The sequence below is a fragment of the Clostridia bacterium genome (genome assembly GCA_014360065.1).
Taxonomy (GTDB): Bacteria; Bacillota; DSM-521; order Neomoorellales; family JACIYF01; genus JACIYF01.
Genome location: JACIYF010000037.1, coordinates 1 through 23,733 on the forward strand (window position 1 = coordinate 1; position 23,733 = coordinate 23,733).

Below are 23,733 nucleotides of genomic sequence, written 5' to 3' on the forward strand. Positions count from 1 at the left end.
ATTACGGGAGTGTTGCCAAACGCTACTTTTCTTAGTGGGCCAGGACTCGACAAAAGCACAGCTACCCCATGGCCGGGCTGCTCTACCTTTCTCTCGCTACCCCACGAAGCACATTCTTGGTTCTGCTCGTTTCAGTTGGGCTAAAGCTGGCGGGTATTTCACTAGTGTTTTCAGGTGTTTCGCCAATTGGCGGACGTTATGGGCACAGGCGTCCATTAACGCCTGGATATGTACGGCCGGGTTGCCCCGATATAGCCCGGCGGATGGTATGATTGTTTTTCAGATCGGCATTTACCGTTTCCGCCCAGCACTTCCGTTTCTGTCGCCTTTGACCTACACACTAGTTTAAGCAAGCGGAAATCTGCTTTTGACCGTGTGCTGGCGGTAGGCTCGGGTTCTGGGTAGCCTTAGCCATTTCTCGCGTCTTCAGCAATCATAGGAAGTCCCCAATAATCTATCAGCATCCTGCCAACCTTTGTATCAGCACAAAATCGCTGTTAACTTTGTTGAGGGAAAAGGTGGTACTAGACCAGTGGCACCTCCGGCAAAGAAGGAATTTTGGCTCTGGTGGCGAAGCTAAGAACAATAACCGCTACTGAGTTGGGCATCGCGCAACCTGGGTTGGGAATAAGGCCAATCTGGCGTTATGTACAAGCTGCGGCGTGTAGAGCAGGGCAAGCATGGGCTGTTGCTGCAGAGCAAAGGTGCAGTAGGCACGATCTACACAACGCCATGCCCTAGTAAGCAGTAAAGGCGCACCAACTAAGCCATAACTAATCCATAGCCCAGTTAGAAAGGAAAGGAGAAGATGCCGTTGAAGACCGCCGAAGAGTACGTAGATAGCTTGCGCCAGAAAAAAATGAAGGTTTACGCTTTTGGAGAAGAATATGCTACCGTGGTTGACCACCCTCTGTTTAAGCCCCATGTCGAGGCTGCCGCCATGACCTATGCCCTGGCCCACGATCCCTTGCATGAGGACCTTTTGACCGCTACTTCTCACCTTACGGGCAAAAAGATCAACCGCTTCACCCACATCCACCAGAGCACCCAGGATCTGGTCAAGAAGGTGAAAATGCTCAGGGCCATCTCCCACCGCACCGGCACCTGCTTTCAGCGCTGCGTGGGCTTTGATGCCTTAAACGCCCTGTATTCGGTGACCTATGAGATTGACCAGGAAATGGGCACCAGCTACCATGAGCGCATGCGCCGTTACGTTGAATACGTCCAGGAAAACGACCTGATGTTTAGTGGCTCCATGACCGACCCGAAGGGGGACCGGTCCCTCCGCCCCGGCCAGCAGGCCGATCCCGATCTCTACGTCCACATTGTGGAGAGGCGTAAAGACGGCATCGTCATCCGCGGGGCCAAGGCCCACCAGACCGGCATCGTCAACTCCCACGAGATGCTGATCATGCCCACCATTGCCCTGACCGAGGATGACAAGGACTATGCCGTAGCCTGCGCCGTGCCCACCGATGCCCCCGGGGTATTCCACGTCTTCGGCCGCCAGACCAACGACGAGCGCCGCCTGTCATGCCAGATCGATCAGGGCAACGCCCGCTTCGGCATCGTGGGCGGCGAGGCGTTGACCGTGCTTGAAGACGTGTTTGTCCCCTGGGAGCGGGTGTTCATGTGCGGGGAGTACCAGTTTGCCGGCACCCTGGTGGAGCGCTTCGCCTCCTACCACCGCCAGAACTACGGCGGCTGTAAAGGGGGCCTGGCCGACATCATCATCGGTGCCACCTATGCCCTGGCCGAGGCCAACGGGGTGGCCAAGGCCTCCCACATCCGGGACAAGCTGGCAGAAATGATCCACCTTACTGAGACCATGTACCAGGGCTCTATCGCCTGCTCCGCCGAAGGCCATAAGCTCCCCTGCGGATCCTACTTCGTGGATCCGCTCCTGGCCAACGTCACCAAGCAGAACGTCACCCGCCATGTCTACGAGATTGCCCGCCTCTCCCACGACCTGGCCGGGGGCCTGATTGCCACCCTGCCCTCGGAGAAGGACTTTGAGCACCCTGAAATCGGCCCCTATCTGAAGAAGTACTTCCGGGGCAAGGCCGACTTTAGCACCGAGTACCGGGTCCGGATTGCCCGGCTCTTAGAGAACATGACCGGGGGCACCGCCCTGGTGGAGAGCATGCACGGGGCCGGTTCCCCCCAGGCCCAGAAAATTATGATGCTTCGCCAGGGGAACCTGGAGCAGAAAAAGCGCTGGGCCTTGGAGCTGGCCGGAGCCAAAGAGTAGCAGAGGAACGGCTAACCTAGCCTCTAAGCAAGGGCCGGGAGCAACGCAATCCTGGCCCTTGCGCCGTATACTTCTGCGCACTTCCAAGTCTTTGTACCGGGCCCTGGCAGAGAAGGCCAAGACTGATGGGGTGAAGACCCACTAGACAAGTCTGATCGCTTGTGGCTTGGTGAAGTACCCCCAATGTTAGGGTCTTGACAGGCAATGTTCCTGCAATGCTCCCCGGGAAGCGGATCTGCAAATCTGCAGCTGATAGGGACTTAGACAGGTCCTCTTAAGTGGGAATCTACCTATTAGCTAGCCCTATAGGTAACCTTCTGGTAAAATATTAAACGTGAATTTAGGAACATTGGGGCAGTTTGACCCGCGTAATTATTTCCCAACTATTATTTTGAGGTGAGGAACTTGCCAGCAACCACTCAAAGCCCAACCCCGGACGCCGTCCAAAGCCTTGCCCCATTGATGAACCCTGCCTCGGTGGCCATTATTGGCGCTTCCACCAATTTTGCCAAACCTGGGGGGCGACCGATTGAAGCCCTCAAGGAATACGGGTACCAAGGCCGGATCTATCCGGTCAACCCTAAGTATGACTACATTGGGGAGCTAAAGTGCTACCCCAGCATCCTGGAGGTGCCGGAGCCGGTGGATACCGCTATTATTTCGGTTCCGGCGGCTTCGGTTCTGGACGTGGTTAGCCAATGCGGCCAGCGGGGGGTAAAGTCGGTTATTATTTTCAGCTCCGGCTTTGCCGAGGTGGGCGGCGAGGGCAGAAAGTTACAGGACCGGCTAAAGCACCTGGCCCGCCAGAACGGAATCCGAGTATGCGGCCCCAACTGTTATGGCATCGTCAACGTTAAGAGCGGGGCCATGTGCACCTTCTCCGATAACGTCTTTAAACGCTTTCCCGACCACGGCAACTACTTTGGGTTTGTGAGCCAAAGCGGCGGCTTCGGCTGGCTGCTGTTTGATATGGCCCAAAAAGAGGGAGTAGGCTTTAGCTTCTTCGTCAGTTCCGGCAACGAGGCCGACGTGGACCTGGCCGACTACATGGCCTACATGCTCGAGGATCAAGATACCAAAGTCATCGGCTCCTACGTGGAGCAGATCCGCCATCCGGATAAGATGGCGCAGGTCGCCCGGCGAGCCTTGGAGCTAAAGAAACCCATCCTCATGTTTAAGGTGGGGACCTCGACGGTTGGCGCCCAGGCGGCTGCTTCCCATACCGGCGCCATGGCCGGCTCCGACCAAGTTTACGACGCCTTCTTCAAGCAAACCGGCATCGTCCGGGTCAAGACGGTGCCGGAAATGGCTACCTTTGCCCGTTTGGTGAAAGCAGGGCGTTTCCCGCGGGGAAAGCGGGTAGGCATCATGTCCGGCTCCGGCGGCGGGGCGGTGGTGCTGGCCGACCGCTGCGAGGAGATGGGCCTGGTGCTGCCGCAGCTCGACCCGGCTACCCAGGCGCGGATGGAGGAGATCCTGCCCGATTTTGCCTCCTGCCGGAACCCGGCCGACATTACCGGAGCCTTCCTGGCGGCACCGGAAGTGCTCTACCAGAGCGCCCTGGCATTCTTAAGCGATCCCAACATCGATATGGGAGTATTGTTGTTTGCCATTTCCGGGCACACCGGGGCACAAGCTGCCGAAATGGTAGCCCAGGTCTACCGCCAGGTAGACAAGCCGCTTTTAGTGATTGCCCTGGCTCCCGGCGAAGGAGAAATGAGCGTTCGGTCTATGGAAATTTTAAGGCAAGCCGGCATTCCGGTAGCATTGGACTTTGAGGCGGTCAAGGCCATGGCCACCTTGGCCGAGTTTGCCGAACGGGCCCGGATCCTCATTTCCGAGCCTACCTTGGTCTCTTCCCCGGTGGGGGCGCCGAGGGCAGCTGATAGGGGCGAGGAAGCCAAGGAAATCTTGCGGAGCTTGGGCGCCCGTTCCGGCCTCCGGCCAGAACTGACCGAGCACCAAGCCAAAAAGCTACTTTCCGCTTACGGCATCCCGGTTACCAAAGAGGAGGTGGCCACTTCCCCCGAGGAAGCGGTGGCTATCGCCCGCCGGTTGGGTTACCCGGTGGTATTAAAGGTCGAGTCGCCGGACATCCTGCACAAGACCGAGGCAGGGGGAGTAAAACTAGGCCTGGCCGGCGACGAAGAGGTGCGGAAGGCTTACGCTGAGATCCTGGATAGCGTCTGCCGTTACAACCCCGGGGCCCAGGTGGATGGCATCCTGGTCCAGGAGATGCTGCCTAAAGCTACCGAGGTGATCGTGGGCATCACCCAAGATGCCACCTTTGGTCCGGTGGTGGTCTTCGGCTTGGGCGGCATCCTGGTGGAAGTAATGAAGGATGTATCCATGCGGGTGGCGCCGCTTACCCGCCGTGACGCCGAGGAAATGATAAGGGAAATCAAGGGCTATCCCATCCTCACCGGGGTTCGGGGTAGGCCGGCAGCCGACCTTGAGGCCCTCACCCAGGTGCTGCTCCGGGTCTCCCAGTTGGCCACCGACCTTAGTGGCATAGTCAAGGAACTGGACATCAACCCGCTCATGGTCTTCCCCAAGGGCCGGGGGGTAAAGGCGGCGGATGCGCTGATGGTTCTCACCGGCCAGTCCGGTTCTGCCCTGGCCTTGGCTGAGGCGGGCTCGGTGCCCAAGGTTCGTTAATAGATCCTCTGCCGCCAGCTGGGCCGAGCTAGAGGATGGTAGAGCTGGGCATTATGGCCATTATGACTATTGTGATCAAGGCTATTGCCATATTTTTCAAAGTAGTCGGGCTATCAAAGGCATCGAGGCAAATGAAGCGTCCATTGATGAAGACTGCTGTTCCAATCTGGCCTTCGACTGTGCGGAAGGCGCTGGCGTGCAGCCTAAGTCCCGGCCTAAGGCTTGGTCCCGCCGGATGTAGCCCTGTCTAGCCCAGGGCTCTGGATCGAACTTGGTAGGTGATGAGGATCCAGACTACCGCCCAGAAACTCCCGGCCAACCAACCCCCCAGCACATCGGTGGGATAATGGACCCCAAAGTACACCCGGCTCCAGCCCACCGCTAGGGTAGCGCCGACCAGGACAAGAAGCACCAGGGCACGGAGTATTCGTCCGGCCCGCGGGTAACTTTCATAGCCCAAGTCAATGAGGCTAGGGACTCTTCCCCGGTTGGTGTCGCCGAAACTACGGCCGAGGGCGGGCCAAGCCAGGTAGAGGAAGAGAATAGTAAAGAGGGCGGTGATGAGGGCGTGGCCGCTGGGGAAGCTGTAGCCGCCGGCATAAAAGAGGTGGAATCCTTGGGGCCGGGGCCGGAGAAAGAATAGCTTGGAAAGCTCAATTAAGCTCCAACCGCTAAGCATTCCCCCGGCCAAAAGCCAACCCTCGCGGGTGCGCCGATAGAGCAGCGCTAAAACCAAAAATCCGACCACGGTAGTAGGAACCATGCCTCGCCAAGTCCCCCACCAGTTGAGAAAAACCAATATGGGGCCCGGAGCCCGCCCGGAGCTGGACTGAGCGCGGCCCGCCCACCCGGTCAAAAGCTGGTCTAGGGCGGAAAGGCTTTGGTAGTAGAGCGCCACTAGTATAAATAGAGCCAGCAATAAGGCCCCCAGCAACCAAAGCGGCCGGGAGCTACTGGCCCGGTAGCCTCCCCAGCTACTTCTTCCTAGGCGAGAGTAGTCAGCCAGCCCATAGGAAGTGAGACGGGAAGAACGGCCCAAGTGCAGGCGTTGGCGCATGGAGATTCTCCTTTCCGCGGCGCTCATTTAACCTCATATTTTTCCAAAGCCGCACGGTTAATTTCTATTCCCAACCCGGGCCCTTCTGGGACCTTGACCCAGCCGTCGTGCTGCTGGATAGGGTCCTGCAATAGCTCCAGCCGGAAAGGGTGTTCGGTCTGGTCAAACTCCATCAACGGCTCCACCGGGTGCATGGAGAGGGGGTTGGGTGGCAATACCGCCAAAAGGTGAAGGCTGGCGGCTAGGGCAATGCCGGTTCCCCAGATATGGGGGTAATAGCGCACCCCGAAGGCACTGGCCATAACCGCGATCTTTTTGCATTCCGATAAGCCTCCCGCGGAACAGGTATCGGGCTGGACTATATCTACCGCCCTATTCTCCAGGAGGGAGCGAAAACCGAAGCGGGTAAACTCGCATTCGCCTCCGGCGATGGGGATGCTCAAAGCCCGCTGGCATTCCTGGTAGCCCCGCAGGTCCTCAGGAGGCACTGGTTCCTCAAAGAAAGCAATATCCAGGTCCTCCAGCATTCGGCCCAGGCGAATGGCTTCAGTAGCATCGTAAGCGTGGTTGGCATCGATGGCTAAGAGGATATCCGGGCCGATGCTTTCCCGCACCGCCCAAACGCGGGCAAAGTCCTTTTCCACCCCAAAGCCCACTTTCATCTTCATGGCCTTAAAGCCTGCTTGCAAGTAACCCAGTCGCTGGCTATACCACCATTGAGAAAAGGCGAAGGGTTGGTCTAATTCGGCGACTAAGTAGTGGGTTTTGATATCCTTAATCTTCAACGGCCACCGTTCCTTTCTATGGTTTGATGCTGGTTTGGATTGGCGACTCGGCTGGGCTACCGCCTGAGCTCTTTATTCGCCCAAGGCCGTTGCTATTCCTCCTTAAATAACCCATGTGCGCCCTGTTAATATATATTTATCAGCTTTTGGCGGGGGAAAAGGAAATTTCCCCCATAGCGGCGAAATTGTTAAGTGGTCGAACCAAGAGGCGAATTAACCGGCTAGTTAAGTGGATGATTTTGCCAGGGGGGCCAACTATGTATAAGTACAAGGTGATTGCGACTATAGTTGAGATCAGGGGAACTGGAAGTGTTCGTATGGGCACCAAGTGGGGGACCGGTTTGAGTTTAGCGAACGTTCCCCGGGTGGTTTGTGTCAGTTTGCTTACGATTCCCTGCGTTCGGCGGTAGCAGCGCTCCTTTATGGCGGACAGTTTCCTTGGGCGGACAACAGTGAGGTCAGCCGGTGGGCTTGCCCCGATCCGGATACGCCGGTGATATTTGAGCTAAGGCGGGTGCCGGTCGAAAGCCAGGAGTGAATAGCGGCTCCGGCCCGACCCAGCACTCAACCAACCACAAGACTGCAGCCCCACAAACAGCTTGCTGTGTATAGTGTGGATCCCAAGCTCGGGTCAATCAGTTGAGTGCTGGACGCCGAAGGGTGAGGGGGACCCATACGGATCGCTGGCGAAGCATCTTGCGCCGGCGCCAGCGCCCCGGCATGGGAAATGTTTTGGAAGCATCGCTGGAGGTAAGAGGAGGGAAGATTATGGCTGCCAGTAAGAGCGTTTCGGTGTTGATTTCTGAGCTTAATCAAGGGCGAAAGAAGTTGGAAGAGACCATTCCGGAAGTAATGGAGCGTTTTGGCGCCCTACGGGAGGCAGTTTATGCCAAGGGCAAACTAAGCGCCAAGGAAAAATCCCTCATCGCCTTGGCCATTGCTGTGGCCAAGCAATGCGATTACTGTGTGGCCGGCCACCTGCTGCAAGCGGTGGAAGCCGGAGCCGATGACCAGGAGATCATGGAGGCGGTGAGCATTGCCATTGTCATGAGCGGTGGCCCGGGGGTTGCCTATGCCGGTTTGGTCAAGCGGGGTTTGGAAGAGCTACGGGGTAAGCGCTAAGCCGGCCCAGGGCTACGACTTACCGGGCCGATATCCAAAGCGGAAGGTTATGGTCTTGCTGGTGCATCGCTGGCGAGCTGTGCGAAGTACCGGCGAAACCGACCCTGGCAGTCAACTTTTGCGCCTAGGGGTGATGGTCAGCTCCAGGCAGAGTAAGAGCCTTTTTAAAGCTATGGCCGCTGGCGCAGCATCTTGGGCCAGGGCCAGCGCCCCGGCATGGGGAAATGTTTTGGAGGTATCGTCCTAACAAAGGGGGGAAACTTGGAAATGGAGACTGCCTCATAAAGCCGAGAGAGCCTAACCCTAGTCTGGCTTTATGGGGTCCGGGTCCAGGAGCGAGGCCATGCTGATACTTGATTACGTATTGGAGGTTTATACTCCCGAATGTGATGCTACTGGTGGTAGCCTAGCCGCCCGGGCGCATCTGGTGGGCCCAGGCATTGCCGAAGCTCTTCCTTATCTCAATGCCGAGCTGGGCGGGATTTATGACCATGAAAACCAGATTTTAATCACCAGATGGCAGGGGCATAAGCTGGCCTTTCGCCCCCGGGAGATCAATGCCGCGGCGGTGGCCGATGACAAGGAAGCCCGGCAGTACCTAGCTCAGGTGGTGGCGATGGTCAATCATATCTGGGAGCGGCGGGATCAACTCACCCCTAGCTATGAGCGTCGGGAGCCGCCCAAGGTCATGGACGTATATAAGCTGCTTCCGGGCACTAACTGCAAGCAATGCGGGACTTCGTGCTTCAATTTTGCCTTGAAGCTGGTGGCCCAGGTGACGGCTGGAGACGGGCCGGGCGGTGCGGCAATTGCATCCTTCTTGGATGCCTGCCCGGAGATCCGGGACGCTGGCAAGGATTCCCCTAGGCGGGAAGCCCTCCTCAATTTGCTGAACTGGGACAAGACTGGCTAGAGTTTCCGCCCGGAAGCGAACCCGGTCCATCCAGCCTGGTGCTGGCGACCAACTATTTTGGGCGACGGACGTGTCCCCAAGGCCTTTAGGCCTGTTCAGTTGGCCCAGTACTGGCCGCGGTCATACCAGCCGCCGGGTCCCCAAGGCCTTTAGGCCTGTTCAGTTGCCGCTCACTTTTGCCTGGCACCTGGCGCTTACTCCTGGCGATAGCCAATGAGACGGGGTAGAGGATGAAAAAACTGCTCAAAGTCTTATTACTGTTTGCAGCTATCGTTATAGGAATAGTGATTTGTGCCTGGCTGGAAAACAATTGGATCCAGGTCTCCCGGTATACGGTGAGTTCAACTAAAGTACCAGCAGGTTTTAATGGTTTCAAGATCCTTCAGTTAACAGATTTGCACAGTAAGTCATTTGGCCAAGACAATCAGGGGCTTATAAGTGCCATAAACAGAATCGACCCGGACATCATTGTCATTACTGGTGACATGCTTAACTCTTTAAATGATGAGGGGGAGGTTTTCCTATCCCTAGCTCGGGAACTGGTCTCTAAATACCCAATATACTACATATCCGGGAACCACGAACAGATAGCTGAGGTGAAAGCGGCAGAATCTAATTCCGGATGGTATACCCGATATATAGCCCAACTTAAGCAGTTAGGGATTGTAAACCTGGATAACCAACGTATACAAGTAAGACGAGGCGCCGACAGTATCAACCTATATGGTCTGGTACTTCCTTTGCGTTATTATAGCTCTAAAAACGCGCCGCATTATGCCGGCGAGAAGAGGTTCAGCAGCGAGTATATCGAACGCTGCCTAGGTAAGGTGGATAACCGGGGCTACAATGTTTTGTTGGTTCATACTCCCTTCTACTTTGATACTTACTCGCATTGGGGAGCGGACCTGGTTTTGGCGGGACACTTGCACGGAGGGGTTATCAGAATACCATTCCTGGGCGGTGTTTTATCTCCTGATGAGGGTTTGTTTCCAGCCTATGATGCCGGGAAATATAAGAATAATATGGCTACCATGGTGGTAAGCAGGGGCCTGGGTGATAGCGTGGGTTGGAGGATTTTCAACCGGCCCGAAGTAGTAGTAATAACGTTAGAAAGACAAAGTGCAAAGGCCACAAGCGGAAGCTAATGACTCCATGGAAGGTGATTTGAGATACTATGATGAATGAAAGCTATCACGGACAACCTGGCACCAACCGACCAGATTCTCACCTGGTGCACCCGCAAAACCGCCTCAACCAACTTACCGGGTCGGAATGGCTCTACTTCACCCGGTCGGTCCTTACCACCAATTATCCCAGCGACTATGCCCATCACTTGCGCAAGGCCCACGGGGCCAATAAGCCCCCCGAGCTAATGCGCCAGCTAATTGAATTCTTTACCAAGCCGGAGGAAAAGGTGTTGGATCCCTTTGCCGGGGTGGGTGGAACCCTGATCGGCGCTTCCATCTGCCAGCCGCCCCGGTATTGTGAAGGGATCGAGATTAACCGGCGCTGGATCGAAATTTATCACCAGGTGTTAAAGGAATGCCCGGAGCTTACCCCTTACCCCATGCATCTGGGCGACTGCCGCCAGGTGATGAAAGACATGCCGGCAGAAAGCTTTCACTTCATCGCCACCGATCCCCCTTACAACCTGCAGCTAGAACGGACCATGTGCGATGGCCGATATCCGGGTTTTGCTAACCGCCATACCGACTACCATATGGTTTCCGATGAGCCCGGGGACTTGGCCAACCTGGATTCCTACCAAGAATACCTTGAGGCTATGGGTCAGGTGCTGGCGGAGTGCTTGCGGGTGCTCATTCCCGGCCGTTACCTGGCCATCATCGTCCGCAACGCCTACCAGAACGGGGAATATATCTTTACCCACGCCGATATTGCCCGCCGCGCCAAACAAGAGGGATTCATCCCTAAGGGTGAGATCATCTGGTACCAAGTGGGTACTAGGCTTCGCCCTTACGGTTACCCTTACGCCTATGTCCCCAACATCGCCCACCAGTACATCGTTATCCTCCAAAAGCCGCGCTGAGAGCTAGTCCGAGCCCCAGCCGCTGCCAGTGGCTCCCGCCGTCCATGTACCAAAATGCAAACCCTCAGCGATTGCCAGCACCAATCCTAGGCACCGGCCGGAGCGTCCAAATGCAAACCCTCCCACCAGATCGCAGCCAATCTCGAAACGGGCTGGAGGGAAAATTTGGCTAATGAGAAGGAAATTATGTGAAAAAAGTCGAATAGAGTGTATGCGTGTTTTTTGATAAGTCGAAAAGACACTACACTGCAATCGGAGAGCCACAACCAATGCTAAGTTTTCTAAAGATCTTATTTCCCATCTTGGGCGGTGACTCTTTCCTTAACGGTTTAACTACAGTCTTTAATTCGCTTATAATCGTGTCCTTTTTTGTCTGGGCCGTTTATTACCTCTGGTATAGGCGATGCCAGTGTTCCAAGCCCATTGATCAAGCGTTGAAGGAGCTAGCTGCCTTCGCAGATACACCTTCCAATTTTGAGGAACTGAACGAAAAGCTCAGCAACTGTCTTGGGGAAACTTGGAAGAGTTTTAGGAAAACGTTGGTCGAATCTTCAAGCGATTTGACTGGCCCTCCCTCTCAAATCCTAGGTTGGGGTTTGTGCCGGACGGTGGAGGCCAAACAATTCTTCAACGATTATACTTTAGTGTGGTCAAAGCTCAACTTTCGCTTTTTTTCCTTTGTCCCCAGCCTTTTCACTGGGCTTGGCATCCTGGGTACCTTTGTAGGACTGACCTTGGGCTTGACCCAGGTTGACCTGCATACTGAAGATGTGGAGGTTTTAAAGGAAGGTATCAAGGCCTTGCTCGGCGGGGCGGGTACTGCTTTCAGCACCTCCTTGCTGGGCATATCTTTCTCGTTATTATTTTCTATTGTCGTAGATAAGCTTTGGTTTTCAAGGTCCTTAAGCCAAAAGATTCGGACCCTTCAACAAAAGCTGGACGATTCCTTTCCTATCAAGACGGCGGAGAAATGGCTGGCGGAGGGGTTGCGAGAAGCTAGAGAGCAAACAGCGGAGCTCAAGCGCTTCAATACCGACCTAGCGATTAGTATTGCCTCAGCCCTAGATGAGAAACTGGCTGAAAGATTGACCCCTGCTCTCCAGAACCTGCTGCTGGCCATCCAAGAGCTTACCAGCGCCGGTGCTGCCGAGGTGGCGAAGAGCATCAGGCATAGCGCTGGGGAGGAAATTCGCCACCTGGGCGAAGTCCTAGCTGATGCCAGGAGTACTCTAGAGACCGCTATCACCTCTTCCCTCCAGGTGCAACAGAATATGGCGGAAACCGTGAACGGTCTGCTGGGAGAGATGACGTTGCAGCAGCAGCGCCTTCAGGAACAAACCCAGAATGCCGCCACCAAGTTTATGGCCCAAATGGAAACGCTCATTACCCAAAGCCAAGAACAATTTGGCGCTACCTTGGCTGCAGTTCAAGGCCAGTTAGTTAACCAGGTGAAGACCATGACCGAAAAGATGGCCGCAGTGGTGACCAGCCTCAGTCAGCAATCAGAGGCAGCAGCAGCCAAGTTGCGCCAGGAAGTCGAAAACATGGCCGAGCAGATCGGCCGTAGAATTCAGGAGCTGTTGGCTTGTTATCGCGAGGAACGTATCCGACTGCAAGAGGGAGTGGAGAAGGTAAAGGCATTGCTGGTCCAGGTGGGGCAAGTTATTGCTGAGGCTGAAAGTGCCGCTCGCAGCTTTGCCCAATCGGCGGTGCCCATGCAAGATACTGCCGCGAATCTGCAAACAGCAACAGCCAAGTTGCATGATGCCCAAGAGCAGTGGGTAAGAGCAGGGGCGGAGGTTCTGGCTCAGCTAGGCTGTCAGGTGGACCAGGTGACCAAGGCATCGGATCAGGTACGCCAGAGCCTGGAGGCCACCAGTTCATCCTGGCGCGCCTATGAGAACAAGTTTGGTTCCTTGCGTCAGGACTTAGAAGCTGTCTTTGGGCAGCTGAGCCAAGGCCTTCAGGAATACCGGGAGATAACCGGCGACACCATTCAGAGCTATCTCCGAGAGCTAGATACCCATTTGGATAGGGCAGTCGGTCTTTTGTCATCAGCCATTGAGGAATTGAAAGAGCCGGTTGAGGAGCTCGCCCAAAGCTCAAGCCGCTTGGAGCAGGTAGCCAGCGGCCTCAATCATGCAGCTGCCACTTCCAATTAGTTAATGTAGCGAGGAGAAGATGGAGCTTGATGGTAGATACCCAACCCGAGGAGAATTATTCTCTATCCATAAGCGATCTGATGGCCGGGCTTTTGAGCATCTTTATTCTTACGCTGGTATATTACATGCTCAACTTTTCCCAGGCTACAGCCCAACTTACTCAAAGCGACGCCATCAGAGCCGACATGCTGGAGTCCTTGGAGCGGGAGCTTAAAAACCGAGGCATCGAAGTAAGGGTGGATGCCCAGCATGGTGTTCTCCGGTTGCCCGAGGGAATTCTGTTTGATCTGGGCAAGGCTGACCTTCGGGAAAGCGGACTCAAGGTAATCCGTGTCCTGGGCCCAGTGCTGTATGAGGTTTTAAATCGCAAGGAGTATAAGCAGCAAGTGGAGACAGTGTTTATAGAAGGCCATACTGATAACCTTCCGGTACACAGCGGCCGGTTTCCTTCCAACTGGGAACTCTCGGCTCAGCGGGCCATTAATACCTGGAACTCGCTTTTGGGGACAGAACCGAGGTTGGCTAGCCTTAGGAACAGCCGGGGCGAACCCTTGTTTTCCTGTAGCGGCTATGCCGATACCAGGCCGATTAGGCCCAATGACACCCCTGAGGGGAGACAGGAGAATAGGCGGATTGACCTTAGGTTTTCCTTGGCTCCACCTCGAAGGGGTCAGGGATCAGAGAAGGCTCTTGGACAAGTATTGATGCGGGGCTACACCCAAGGCCAGGTAAAGGACTGAGGTAGGCCAAAGTGGATGCCTTTTTCGAGCGGTTTTGCCACGAACTAAAACTCTCCTTGACTCTCCGTGTTGATCGCTGGCCTAAGCCTGCCAAGCTGGCTAAAAGAGTCTCCACTTTAGAGCAAAAGCATGATCCCGCCCCCACTCGGCCTGAACCTCGCGACCTAGAACAATTACGGCAATTCATCCTTCGCCTATGGACCGGGCAGGGATGGCAGGGACTGAAACAATTTCCTGCCCGACACTTGGATAAAGTACCCTGGATTCTTTACTGGGGGGATGCAGATTCCATTGTGGCTCGAAATGGTCTTCTTGAGGCAATACTCCAACTGTTGGCTCCCCGTTGGAAAACCTGTTTAAAACCTCTCATTCACGTTTACTTGCTTTACTATAACCCCGATCTGCCTGGAAACGATAGGTTAAGGAGTTTCATCTTGGAGCATCTATCAGGGCAGAAACTTTCCCAGCCCTCCCTAAGGCGGTGGAAAGAGCGGGCAGCGCTTTTGTTTGCTCCCAACGCGCCGCTCAACGCTGGCCGGTGGCTGATCCAGGGTACGCCAGAAAAGGTACCGGAAGCACTAGTTGATTTAGGGTTGTCAGGGGAGCTTGCTGTAGGAAACTTTCTAAGGCAGGCGGTGAGAGAGGCGCTGGCGGAGATGGTGCGTTACTTGCCTGCTAAACTAGAGAGCCTCTCACCTTTACTGGAGCTTCCTGACCGACCGTCCCAATGTCGCTTTCCCGAGTTGGTGGCAGAGGCCGCCGACTCCATCATCCCGGCCGCAGATGCTATCGCTACACTGGAGCAACAGGAGTATCTACGCCGTTTCTTCCTTCGCCACTTGAGTGATCCTCGGCTAGGAGCTGGTGCCACTCGATGGAGTGAAGTGAGTGCTGAGGCCAAGGCTATCTTCATCCGCTGGCTATCTCGGCAGGATCTGGAACTTTTCTTTGGCGTGGTAGACAGGTCGGCCTATGATCGCCAGTGGATGTACCGTCGTGCTTTTTGGGAGACTTATCTTCCCTATATGGAGGAGACTTGGGTGGCTTTGGGGCCGTTGGGGGAGCGAGTACTTCGGCGGCTAAACCTTCCCCGTGAGTATCATTACGGGAGGTTAGTAGGCGGAAGTCATGAGCAAAGCGTCTTTATGATCCGGATGCGAGGCTATGTGTTCGTAGAATGGAGCAATAACGGTCCCCTGCGGATATGGAAGCAGGAGGCTTTTCCTCTAAGATTTGGCCAACCGGAGTACAGCGCCACTGAGATCAGGTGGTCTAACGAGCATGAACGGATAGTGCACGCATCGCCCGGAACTTACTCTTGGCAGCGGAGGGCGAGGGAATGGATACAGGTCAACTTGGGTATTACCCCTAAAGGATCATATGAACTTACCTAGGCTATCAAGCTTGGGCAGGAGGGGAGGCCATGGGTCGCCGGCTAGAAGTTGGGTGGACGGTAAGCCAAGCTGGGTTTTGGTTTTCGACCTATGAGGATGGCATACCTGTATGCACCTGCGATTATTTCGGTCGGGCTAGTTTGGATCCGGCCTCGGCCGACACAGTAGCTTTACAAATCCTAGAAGAACTGGTTAGTGAAGAATCAGCGCGTTGCCATGGTGATAGGGTCTTAGTGCCGCATGCTACTATAGCTCACTTGCCGGAGGAAGAGCGAGCAGGCCTTAACTTACCCGGCGCCTTTCCCTTTACAATCGAGCTCCGGGCGGTGGGGATAATGAGCGATCGCAATTTTAGTTATCACTACCGCTTTCTCAATGGCGATGGCACCCCGTTCGTAAATCCGCGCCGGCGGGGGGCTTTCCTAGAGATTACGCCCAACCGCACTTATCTTTTGGTGGGGGACCAGTATGAGCTTTTGGAAGCCGTGGATGCTTTTAATTCTGCTGTCGGCGAAAGTGGGGGAGAAAGCTCAAGCCAGGTTGTCCAGAGAAATCTACTTGCGTTTTCCCACATTAAGGGCCTTAGCCAGCGAGTCGGAGCTGAGCTCGACACCTACCTTAACCAGGAGCAAGTAGTGGTGCCTACCAAGATCCGCCTGGAACTTAAGCGGTTGGAGGACGATACCCTGGAAATCATTCCTATTCTCTGTACTGACGAACCTGAAGAAGGGCCCAACGGCAACGCTGCTGGTATCCGTCCGGTCTTAGATAGTACCCGGACCGATAATTGGGTGAGGATCCTAGACCGCTTTAGCGAAGTCCGAGATGTTTATGCCCTCCCCGGGGGACTGAGGGTAGTTCTAGGTCAGGAGCAAAAAGCTGCTTTGAGCCAGGTCAAGCGTTACCGCCGGGTGTCAGGAAAAGAGAAACAAGCCATCATTGAGGCACCGCAGCACTTCTTTGATCCCGGTGTAGTGGACTTGGATGGTTTTAGCGAGCGGGTAATTGAAGTGGGCGAGTACAAGCCCCGGGTGTTCCCGTTCCTTCGCCCGGTTAGGGAAGCCTGGCTCCCTCCTGAAACCGGCATCATGCTGGATGATGAGCCCATTACCATTGCTCCCGAGGACAGGCAGCAAATCTGCGAGCAGATCGAAAAAGCCATATCCGACGGAGTCACGGAAATTGAGTTTAAGGGGAAAAGAATACCAGCCAACCAGGATACCTTGTGCGCTTTGAAGGATTTAGAGCCAATTGGGAATATGTTCGGAGAAGCCAAGGGCAGCCTAGCCTCAGCTAAGCTTCCTCCCACTGTGCTGGTAATCAAGGACAATTATGATGAGGCCAGCCTCTACGCCGCTGGTCGCCCGGCCGATGGGTGGGCCGAAGTTAGGCCGGGTTCAGTGGGCTTACCTTCAGGGCTAAGGGAAGACGTCAAACTACTCGAACACCAAGAGCAGGGGTTGTACTGGTTAGAGCGTTTGTGGAAGCAGGGAGCCAAGGGGGCGCTGTTGGCTGATGACATGGGCCTGGGAAAGACTTTACAAACCCTAGCTTTTCTCCTATGGGTAAAAGAACTGATGACAGAGGGATACTTACTTCCTAAGCCCATGCTAGTTGTAGCACCGGTAGTTTTGCTCAAGAATTGGGCTCAAGAGTACCGCCGGTTCTGTGAGCCGGTGTTTCCAAGGTTCTATGAGCTCCATGGGGCGGGGCTACAGCAATTCAAAAACCGGGAACTAGCTCGCGACTTGAACATTCGTCAGGAGATCGACATTCGTAGCAAAGACCAACTGGAGGAAATCATCGCTCGAGGCCGAGGGCTCTTGCTGGATTACCAGCGGCTGCAGCAGGCAGATTTGGTGCTGACTACCTACGAAGCGGTACGGGACTACCAATTTTCTTTAGGGCAAGTTGATTGGTCAGTCATGGTGCTGGATGAGGCCCAAAAGATCAAGACCCCGACTGCCCTTGTGACTTGTGCGGCTAAGGCAATGAAATACGACTTCGGCATTGCTTTGACCGGGACCCCGGTTGAGAATAGTCTAGTTGATCTTTGGAGCATTATGGATTTCGTCCAGCCAGGGCACCTTGGTACCCTCAAGGAGTTTGGCCGTGAGTACCACAATCCGTTGGCACAACCCAATACCAACCGGATGCAACTGGGGCGAAAACTAAAAGCCAAGATCGACGGGCTTTTACTGCGGCGCTTGAAGGAGGAGAAGCTTCCTGGCTTACCGGAGAAACGTGTGCAAACCTACCCGATTGAGATGCCACCCCAGCAGCTAAAGGCCTATTTAGACGTGATCAATCGCGCCCGCGGGTCAGCTTTTGATTCTTCCGGCAGGAGTCGGAATGACCTCGTTTTCAAGGTTATTGCCGAGCTGCGCGATGTCTCGTTACATCCGTTCCTACTTTACTTAAACGAGCGAGCTTGGGCTGAGTACGATGATCAGGAAATCATTCAGGCCTCGGCACGGCTGATAAAGACTATGGAACTCTTGGACTTGATTTGCCACCGGGGGGAGAAAGCAATTATCTATCTCGGCAACCGGCGGATGCAACGAGTGCTGCAGAGGCTGATCGGTCGCCGGTTTAATCTTCACCCTTTCATCATCAATGGTGAGGTAGCTGGGGGAAAGCGGCAGGAAGCTGTTGACCAGTTTCAGCGAGAGGAAGGATTTAACCTGATCATTATGTCGCCGCAGGCATCAGGGGTAGGGCTCAACGTCACCGCTGCCAACCATGTCATCCATCTGGCTAGGGAATGGAATCCAGCCAAGGAAGACCAAGCTACTGACCGGGTCTACCGAATTGGCCAAAGGCGCCCAGTGTACATCCACATCCCGCTGGCAGTTCACCCTGCCTTCGACAATGAAATCTGTCAGGGAACCTTTGATGTGAAACTAGACCGGCTATTGGAACACAAGCGTCTGCTAAGCCATAGCGTCTTGATGCCCCCGGCTTTGGAAGAGGAAGAGCTGCAGAAATGGGGCGAGGATCTGCTACGGGATAGCTTGAAAGTTGTTGAAGGTGCAGCTGCGGCAGAAGTGTCCAGGGAGCCACTAGGCATCAAAGATTTGGATGTCATGACCCCGCAGCTGTTTAAGGTGGCAGTGGCTGGCTTGTATCGGCGGATGGGCTTTGAGGTTGAACATACCCCGGCGGTTAAGAATCTGGGGGCGGATCTAGTAGCCTTGGCCGGCATCCAGGGACGGGAGTCTTTTTTAATTAGATGTCAACAAACTACTAGTCCATATACTCCTATGGGTACGAAAGGGGTGGAGGAGATACTGGGTGGTTTGCTGGCTTACCGGCAAAAGTATTCGGCCTTGCTCACCCCGGTGGTAGTAACCAATGCCACTGAGTATAGCGAAACCGCTCGGCGCCGAGCGTGGGATTGTAAAGTGCAGCTAATAACCAGGGAACGGTTGGAGGAACTGCTCAAACGGTACCCTGTCTACAGCGCTGACATAATGGGCTCTTGATTGGCCATGAAAGAACTTTGAAGCGGCCTGGTTGGCTGCCTTTATCCAATGGCCAAGCTGGCTCCGTATTAAACCCTCATCTCCGAGGCAACCTAAGGCAGAAAGGCAAGGAGGTGAGGAACGGTGCCGCATCAACTGGCCGCTCATGAGATTCTGGAAGCCCATGAAGTGCTCTCGGCCAAGACCCTCTGCATGTCCAAGCAAATGGATTATCTCAATCGGGCTCGGGACCCGGAGCTGAAGGATCTGATCCAGAGGGGGCTGAACGAAGGCCGGCAGATGATCACCCAGCTACAGCAAAGTCTTACGTAGAGCTGGTTTGCCCCGGTGGGTAGCCAGCCTGGATCGGGCTGGCGGGCGGCGGGTAGCCGGGGTGGAGCTCAGCTGACCGCTGGCACCAAAATGATCGGAGACTGGCCTGAAAACCGAGCCTGAAAAGAAAGGAGCTGTTAACGAACATTGATCGATGATCGGGTAATTACCCTTGACCTTTTGGCTGACGCCAAGGAAGAAGTTTCGGCTTATGCTCGGGCCTGCAATGAGGCAGCAACGCCGGAGCTGCGCCAGATCCTGGCCCGGCAGCTGCAGCAGGCCGAGCAAGCCCAGCAGCGCATCTTCCAGTTTGCCAAGCAAAAGGGTTATTACAATCCTTACGATGCTCCAGAGCAGCTATTGGCCAATGACCTACGCCAAGCTGGCCAACTGCTGCAGCAGATTAACCAACAATTGTAGCCTCTTTGGCCCGGCCGTTTCCACCGGGCAGGTGGACGGAGCCAACGTCTAAACCAGGGTGGGAAGCTAGCAAAAGCTTATCCCACCTTTCTATTTTTAGCATGTGGCCCGATGGCATGGATCGGCAGAAAACCGTTGGAGTACCGGGTATAATCTAAATTCTCTGGTAGGGTCAAGGGATAGCAAGGGTACGGGGCAACTGGCACGCGACTGAAGGCTGATCTATGAGCCACGGTTGGCTAAGAGGTCAAGACCTCTATTTGCTCGCGGGTAAGGGCGCCGTTGTGCAAGGCGGTGGCCACCAGAGATTACTCAAAAAGGGCTTGGCCACTTCGATGAGAGCCCGGTGGCGCAGGCGTGGGGCGTCAATCTCTTTGTTTGGTAACCGCGAGGTTACATTGGCCAATAGGGCGGCTAGGAGAAATTACCTCAGCTTGGAACCCATGGCTCCTTCCATCAATATCATAAAGAAGAAGGAGGTGGGCACGGTGTTTTCAGATACCAAGGAAAGCGTTGGCAAGATTACAGTGAAAATGTCGGGCTCGGAAGCCAGGGCAGCCGCGAAAAAAGAGCCGGTGGCCCAGGCAGGGCAGACTGCTGTCGATGAGGCTGAGGCTCAGTATTATGATTGGAAACTAGCTCGAGCTTATGTTCCTTTCCAGAAGTACCGGGAGCGATATGACCCCATGAAGGGCCTCATGCGCGGTACCATCTTTCCCGAGTTAGATATGCCCTATGTTCCGCGGGAGCGCTAACTGGCAATTGGCCTTCGAGTGGGCCTTGGGCAGATTAGACCTGGAGTTATTACCCAGTATGGCTAGCCCGATTGGGAGCTAGCTGAGGCAGTCGAAGGAGGGAGGTAAATTGGACGGTCGGCAAAAGGAATTGCTAAAAGAAATCATGGCTCTAGGTTTTACAGCCATAGATTTTCACCTATATTTAGACACCCATCCCGAGGATGCTCGGGCTTTAAATGATTATGCGGCCATTGCCGAGGAGTTGCGCCGGGTGACCCGGCAATACGAAGAGCGCTACGGCCCGCTCACCTTGATGAGTCCATATGCGGCCCAGGAACGGTGGCGCTGGGTTGAAGAGCCCTGGCCCTGGGAGATCACGTTCTAGTTCTGGACTTGGCGTTTCATACCCTAGGCGGCGAGCACTGTGTCATTCACGTGAACCGATGCCAGCTGGATTCGGCCTGCATTAGGACAGCGATAGCCTGGCATCCTGCTGCTCGCGTGAGCTGATCCCGGTTGCCCTGCCTTGCCGGGCGCCTAGACCTGGACAATTGTACAGTCGGATATTAGGCGTTTATTGAAAGGAGGTACGAGCCATGTGGGTATACGAAAAGCGGCTGGAATACCCTATCCGGGTAGGGCGGCCCAACCCCCGGTTGGCCAAAGAAATTATCACTCAGTACGGTGGGCCCGATGGGGAACTGGCGGCCTCCCTGCGTTACCTGACCCAGCGCTACACCATGCCTTTACCCAAAGCTAAGGCGGTGCTGACTGACATTGGCACCGAAGAGCTGGCGCATATGGAAATCATTGCTAGCCTGGTCTACAACTTGATCAAGGATGCTTCTGTGGAGGAGATCAAGCGGGCGGGAATGGACGGCTATTACGCCGATCACGATAAAGCCCTGTACTTTGTCAATGCCGAGGGCGCCCCTTGGGTGGCTTCTTATATCCAATCCAAGGGTGATCCGGTAACTGATTTGCACGAGGATATGGCGGCGGAGCAGAAGGCCCGCTCTACTTATGAGTGGCTGATCAACCTTTCCGATGATCCCGATGTGACCGACGCCTTGAAATTCCTGCGCGAGCGCGAGATAGTTCATTACCAACGATTTGGCGAGACTCTGCAGTACGTTTACGAGTGGCAGAACTCGAAAAAGTACTACTAGCACCTGGCCTAAGAAGAAGGGTTGACCGCAAACGCTCAATAGTGAGGCGGTACCAGGGACACCAGGCGCACGCGTCCTTAATTAGAGCTCCAAGGTTAGTGGGCAAGACTTCACGGTTGCCCTAGCTTGGAGCTCTTGGCTTTCCGGGGTCGCTTAGCTTGTACCATAGTACCATTTCCTCCGCCAAGGGTCGACCAGCTGGTTGCAGCTATCTGAAATACAGGCTGTCATTTTATCAACTTGCTGCCGAGATGCGGAGGCGCTTAATAGAATTGGGATGTTGGCCGTGATATGATCGGGCTGGGAGGGAGCGATTACTTGGGTGATACTGTTCGGCTGCCACCGATCCTGGCTATGGCAATTTGGTTTCCCGGGCAGTTAATCTCGGGGTTGATTGTGCCATGGGCTTCAGCGGAACGATCGGTGTTGCTCAACACAAGCACTTTTCTTTCTGAACGGATGATTGTGTACTATGGATGGATCCTAATAATACAATGGGAGCATGTGCCAACTCCGCGGTGCAGGATACGCGTAAAGTATTTGGAGACTACGGTGGAGTAGATACATATTCGATGCAGGGAAATGCCAGCATTAAGCTGGTTCCAGCAGCTTATGGTACCTATTAGATTAAAAATAGATGTCATATAGGAAGGAGGCCGTTTTTCTGGTGGCCGTCTATTGCTGCTATACCCCTGGAGAACTGCCCGAAGCATCCAGGTAGACTTTGCCACCTTCGATCAGACCAGCCTTCCGGCAAGTCCTGGCTACCCTCGAGAAGAACTCTCAGTAAACCTGTTTGCCGAACCGCCGTCTCGCTTTGCAGAGGATCCTGTGGTCCGGAGGACATTCATCGATGCCATACCCTATGAACCACATGAAGGTGAGGTTGAGTCAGATGGATCTTAGTGGCAAGATTGGAATAATAGGAAGGTATTGCCCCGTAACAGCCCCGCAGAGATTCAAGCTCTTCCGGCCCGGCCTGACGGGCCGTTAGCAATTCTTGGATCGTTGGCGCTTCCCGTAATTGCTGCCCAGGATATGGAAGGCTGCAATGAAAGCGGCGATGGCTTTGGCGGGAACGCCAGTCCGCTTGGCCAGGAGCTTTACCAGGGGATCCGAAGTCAGGGAACGGTAGCAGGCCGGGGGCAGGGGGGCGGTCACCCTTGTGATACCTACAAGTTCGTCCAGCGAGACGCCGAAAATTTCGCTCAGCCTCACCAAGGTGTCCAGGCTCGGTTGCTTCGCTCCGCGTTCCCAGTTGGCAACGGTTGAGCGCTCCACCCCGGCCATCTCCGCCAGGTCGTTCTGTCGAAGGTGCATCTGTTCCCGCAACCTCTTTAACGTTTCCCCGAACCGATTCATGCCACCGCCCCCAAAGGTTTCTGGTAGAAACTCTATACTGTTTCTTGCTTTCTTGACAAGTTTCTACTAGAAGACATATAATGTTCCTTAAAGACACATAATTACACAACTTGAAAAGGAGATGCAGAAAATGCGGCTTGCCTTGCGCCAAGCACGATTGCGGGCCAGTTTGACCCAGGCCGAGCTCGCCTGCCGGGCAGGGCTCAGCCGTGCCGCGTATACCAACATCGAAAAAGGGTACAGGTACCCCTCGCTGGCCGCGGCGCTCCGCATCGCCTGCGTCCTGAACGAGCCCGTTGAAGAGCTTTTCGCGGACGAGCCCATCGATGACCGGCCCGCGAAAGCAGCCTCAGGGGCGTCGGGTCCGGCGTGAACCAGCTGGCGCTTCCCGGTGCCGCCAGAGGTAGATATTGCCAGTTTTCCGGAGGCTGTGCCTCACAAGACTGCTGCGCCTGAGGGGTTGCATGAGGTATCTGGCGCAGCTGCGATGGCAGTGGCGGCCTGCGCTGGCGTGAACGCCGAAGAGGTTCCGGTGGCCCCGGAGGCGAGAAGTCTTGTGCCTTCGGCACAAATACTTGCCATTAACTGCCAGGGAGGTGGTTCCCTTTTTGTAGACCTCACACCAATTATATAAGGGGGTGGTGTGGCAGATTATACGTTCCCGCACGCAGGTTGGGCCAGCAAGTACGGAGTGGTGAGATGGGGCAATGCTGAAACTGGGTATGTGTTTCCCGTGGTCCGAGCACAAAAGAGCACGCGTGTATCCCTTTTGGAAGGTTGGGAGGGCCGGCAGGTATGGCTAAATTGGGGCCCTCTAGCTACCATGTCTTTGCCCATGGTGGCCATGGGCGGCAGATCTTGAGCGCTGCAGCGCTAATATTCGCAAACTGCTAACGGGGGTGAACAAATGCTGAGCGATTACGTTTTGGCGAAATCCCTGGATGAGGCCCTTGAGGCTCTACGGGGAGGCAACGCGAGGGTTGTGGCCGGAGGGACGGATTTGTGGTTGGATTTGAAGTCGGGCAAAGTATCTGTTGACACGCTGGTCAGCATCAGCGGCATAAGTGAGTTAAAGGAAATCTCTATGTGCGATGGTAGGATACGTATCGGCGCGGCCGT

Annotated in this window: 24 protein-coding genes; 20 read left to right on the plus strand and 4 right to left on the minus strand. The window is 55.0% G+C overall.

Annotated features, from left to right (window positions below):
- Positions 1–808: 808 nt before the first annotated feature.
- Together H5U02_07280 and H5U02_07285 are read left to right on the plus strand one after the other, a co-directional pair.
- Positions 809–2,251, plus strand: a complete 1,443-nt coding sequence (locus H5U02_07280; GenBank protein ID MBC7342238.1) for a 4-hydroxyphenylacetate 3-hydroxylase family protein — start codon at positions 809–811, stop codon at positions 2,249–2,251.
- A gap of 405 nt (positions 2,252–2,656) precedes the next feature.
- Positions 2,657–4,909 carry an acetate--CoA ligase family protein gene (locus H5U02_07285; GenBank protein ID MBC7342239.1) on the plus strand — a complete coding sequence of 751 codons (2,253 nt, stop codon included), beginning with the start codon at positions 2,657–2,659 and terminating at the stop codon, positions 4,907–4,909.
- 247 nt (positions 4,910–5,156) lie between these two features.
- Here the strand turns inward: H5U02_07285 and H5U02_07290 are convergent, their stop codons facing one another.
- Together H5U02_07290 and H5U02_07295 are read right to left on the minus strand one after the other, a co-directional pair.
- Entirely contained in the window at positions 5,157–5,966 is an 810-nt protein-coding gene (locus H5U02_07290) for a phosphatase PAP2 family protein (GenBank protein ID MBC7342240.1), read from the minus strand.
- A 23-nt stretch (positions 5,967–5,989) separates the two neighbouring features.
- Positions 5,990–6,634 carry a mandelate racemase/muconate lactonizing enzyme family protein gene (locus tag H5U02_07295; GenBank protein ID MBC7342241.1) on the minus strand — a complete coding sequence of 215 codons (645 nt, stop codon included), beginning with the start codon at positions 6,632–6,634 and terminating at the stop codon, positions 5,990–5,992.
- A gap of 445 nt (positions 6,635–7,079) precedes the next feature.
- Here H5U02_07295 and H5U02_07300 point away from each other — a divergent pair, with 445 nt between their 5' ends.
- From H5U02_07300 to H5U02_07370, 15 genes are all read left to right on the plus strand, one after another.
- Complete coding sequence (locus H5U02_07300; GenBank protein MBC7342242.1) at positions 7,080–7,289, plus strand: TIGR04076 family protein; 210 nt, start codon at positions 7,080–7,082, stop codon at positions 7,287–7,289.
- Positions 7,290–7,519: 230 nt separating this feature from the next.
- Positions 7,520–7,873 carry a carboxymuconolactone decarboxylase family protein gene (locus H5U02_07305; GenBank protein MBC7342243.1) on the plus strand — a complete coding sequence of 118 codons (354 nt, stop codon included), beginning with the start codon at positions 7,520–7,522 and terminating at the stop codon, positions 7,871–7,873.
- 616 nt (positions 7,874–8,489) lie between these two features.
- Complete coding sequence (locus H5U02_07310; GenBank protein MBC7342244.1) at positions 8,490–8,786, plus strand: hypothetical protein; 297 nt, start codon at positions 8,490–8,492, stop codon at positions 8,784–8,786.
- A gap of 230 nt (positions 8,787–9,016) precedes the next feature.
- Positions 9,017–9,931, plus strand: a complete 915-nt coding sequence (locus tag H5U02_07315; GenBank protein ID MBC7342245.1) for a metallophosphoesterase — start codon at positions 9,017–9,019, stop codon at positions 9,929–9,931.
- Positions 9,932–9,960: 29 nt separating this feature from the next.
- Complete coding sequence (locus H5U02_07320) at positions 9,961–10,833, plus strand: site-specific DNA-methyltransferase (GenBank protein ID MBC7342246.1); 873 nt, start codon at positions 9,961–9,963, stop codon at positions 10,831–10,833.
- A gap of 269 nt (positions 10,834–11,102) precedes the next feature.
- Complete coding sequence (gene zorA / locus H5U02_07325) at positions 11,103–12,995, plus strand: anti-phage defense ZorAB system ZorA (GenBank protein ID MBC7342247.1); 1,893 nt, start codon at positions 11,103–11,105, stop codon at positions 12,993–12,995.
- Positions 12,996–13,024: 29 nt separating this feature from the next.
- On the plus strand, positions 13,025–13,735 hold the full coding sequence (locus tag H5U02_07330; protein ID MBC7342248.1) for an OmpA family protein: 711 nt from the start codon (positions 13,025–13,027) through the stop codon (positions 13,733–13,735).
- Between the two features lie 11 nt (positions 13,736–13,746).
- A complete protein-coding gene (locus tag H5U02_07335) occupies positions 13,747–15,129 on the plus strand; it encodes a hypothetical protein (protein ID MBC7342249.1) in 1,383 nt (460 codons plus the stop codon).
- Between the two features lie 29 nt (positions 15,130–15,158).
- On the plus strand, positions 15,159–18,614 hold the full coding sequence (locus tag H5U02_07340) for a restriction endonuclease (GenBank protein MBC7342250.1): 3,456 nt from the start codon (positions 15,159–15,161) through the stop codon (positions 18,612–18,614).
- Positions 18,615–18,737: 123 nt separating this feature from the next.
- Positions 18,738–18,926, plus strand: coding sequence for a hypothetical protein (locus tag H5U02_07345; protein MBC7342251.1), 189 nt, complete (start codon positions 18,738–18,740; stop codon positions 18,924–18,926).
- A 147-nt stretch (positions 18,927–19,073) separates the two neighbouring features.
- Complete coding sequence (locus H5U02_07350; protein ID MBC7342252.1) at positions 19,074–19,346, plus strand: spore coat protein; 273 nt, start codon at positions 19,074–19,076, stop codon at positions 19,344–19,346.
- Positions 19,347–19,879: 533 nt separating this feature from the next.
- Positions 19,880–20,101 carry a spore coat associated protein CotJA gene (locus tag H5U02_07355; protein ID MBC7342253.1) on the plus strand — a complete coding sequence of 74 codons (222 nt, stop codon included), beginning with the start codon at positions 19,880–19,882 and terminating at the stop codon, positions 20,099–20,101.
- 109 nt (positions 20,102–20,210) lie between these two features.
- Entirely contained in the window at positions 20,211–20,468 is a 258-nt protein-coding gene (locus tag H5U02_07360; GenBank protein MBC7342254.1) for a spore coat protein CotJB, read from the plus strand.
- A 211-nt stretch (positions 20,469–20,679) separates the two neighbouring features.
- A complete protein-coding gene (locus tag H5U02_07365) occupies positions 20,680–21,252 on the plus strand; it encodes a manganese catalase family protein (protein ID MBC7342255.1) in 573 nt (190 codons plus the stop codon).
- 318 nt (positions 21,253–21,570) lie between these two features.
- Positions 21,571–21,813, plus strand: coding sequence for a hypothetical protein (locus H5U02_07370; GenBank protein MBC7342256.1), 243 nt, complete (start codon positions 21,571–21,573; stop codon positions 21,811–21,813).
- 222 nt (positions 21,814–22,035) lie between these two features.
- On the opposite strand, the gene H5U02_07375 is transcribed toward H5U02_07370, so the two are convergent.
- A complete protein-coding gene (locus H5U02_07375; protein ID MBC7342257.1) occupies positions 22,036–22,128 on the minus strand; it encodes a hypothetical protein in 93 nt (30 codons plus the stop codon).
- Positions 22,129–22,242: 114 nt separating this feature from the next.
- Positions 22,243–22,614 (minus strand): helix-turn-helix transcriptional regulator, encoded by a 372-nt coding sequence (locus tag H5U02_07380; GenBank protein MBC7342258.1) that lies wholly within the window; start codon positions 22,612–22,614, stop codon positions 22,243–22,245.
- Between the two features lie 130 nt (positions 22,615–22,744).
- Between H5U02_07380 and H5U02_07385 the strand changes: the two genes are divergently transcribed.
- The 3 genes from H5U02_07385 to H5U02_07395 all read left to right on the plus strand — a co-directional run.
- Positions 22,745–22,987: a helix-turn-helix transcriptional regulator gene (locus H5U02_07385; GenBank protein ID MBC7342259.1), complete on the plus strand. Its 243-nt coding sequence runs from the start codon at positions 22,745–22,747 to the stop codon at positions 22,985–22,987.
- 18 nt (positions 22,988–23,005) lie between these two features.
- Positions 23,006–23,248 carry a hypothetical protein gene (locus H5U02_07390; GenBank protein MBC7342260.1) on the plus strand — a complete coding sequence of 81 codons (243 nt, stop codon included), beginning with the start codon at positions 23,006–23,008 and terminating at the stop codon, positions 23,246–23,248.
- Positions 23,249–23,521: 273 nt separating this feature from the next.
- On the plus strand, positions 23,522–23,733 hold a 212-nt coding region (locus H5U02_07395), incomplete at its 3' end, for an FAD binding domain-containing protein (protein ID MBC7342261.1).

Excerpts from the sequence above, each read along its gene's own strand:
- H5U02_07280 (MBC7342238.1), top strand. The coding sequence starts at position 809 with ATGCCGTTGAAGACCGCCGAAGAGTACGTAGATAGCTTGCGCCAGAAA.
- H5U02_07290 (MBC7342240.1), bottom strand. The coding sequence starts at position 5,966 with ATGCGCCAACGCCTGCACTTGGGCCGTTCTTCCCGTCTCACTTCCTAT.
- H5U02_07295 (MBC7342241.1), bottom strand. The coding sequence starts at position 6,634 with ATGAAGATGAAAGTGGGCTTTGGGGTGGAAAAGGACTTTGCCCGCGTT.
- H5U02_07305 (MBC7342243.1), top strand. The coding sequence starts at position 7,520 with ATGGCTGCCAGTAAGAGCGTTTCGGTGTTGATTTCTGAGCTTAATCAA.
- H5U02_07310 (MBC7342244.1), top strand. The coding sequence starts at position 8,490 with ATGGTCAATCATATCTGGGAGCGGCGGGATCAACTCACCCCTAGCTAT.
- H5U02_07315 (MBC7342245.1), top strand. The coding sequence starts at position 9,017 with ATGAAAAAACTGCTCAAAGTCTTATTACTGTTTGCAGCTATCGTTATA.
- H5U02_07320 (MBC7342246.1), top strand. The coding sequence starts at position 9,961 with ATGATGAATGAAAGCTATCACGGACAACCTGGCACCAACCGACCAGAT.
- zorA (MBC7342247.1), top strand. The coding sequence starts at position 11,103 with ATGCTAAGTTTTCTAAAGATCTTATTTCCCATCTTGGGCGGTGACTCT.
- H5U02_07330 (MBC7342248.1), top strand. The coding sequence starts at position 13,025 with ATGGTAGATACCCAACCCGAGGAGAATTATTCTCTATCCATAAGCGAT.
- H5U02_07340 (MBC7342250.1), top strand. The coding sequence starts at position 15,159 with ATGGGTCGCCGGCTAGAAGTTGGGTGGACGGTAAGCCAAGCTGGGTTT.
- H5U02_07355 (MBC7342253.1), top strand. The coding sequence starts at position 19,880 with ATGTCGGGCTCGGAAGCCAGGGCAGCCGCGAAAAAAGAGCCGGTGGCC.
- H5U02_07365 (MBC7342255.1), top strand. The coding sequence starts at position 20,680 with ATGTGGGTATACGAAAAGCGGCTGGAATACCCTATCCGGGTAGGGCGG.
- H5U02_07375 (MBC7342257.1), bottom strand. The coding sequence starts at position 22,128 with ATGTGGTTCATAGGGTATGGCATCGATGAATGTCCTCCGGACCACAGG.
- H5U02_07380 (MBC7342258.1), bottom strand. The coding sequence starts at position 22,614 with ATGAATCGGTTCGGGGAAACGTTAAAGAGGTTGCGGGAACAGATGCAC.
- H5U02_07385 (MBC7342259.1), top strand. The coding sequence starts at position 22,745 with ATGCGGCTTGCCTTGCGCCAAGCACGATTGCGGGCCAGTTTGACCCAG.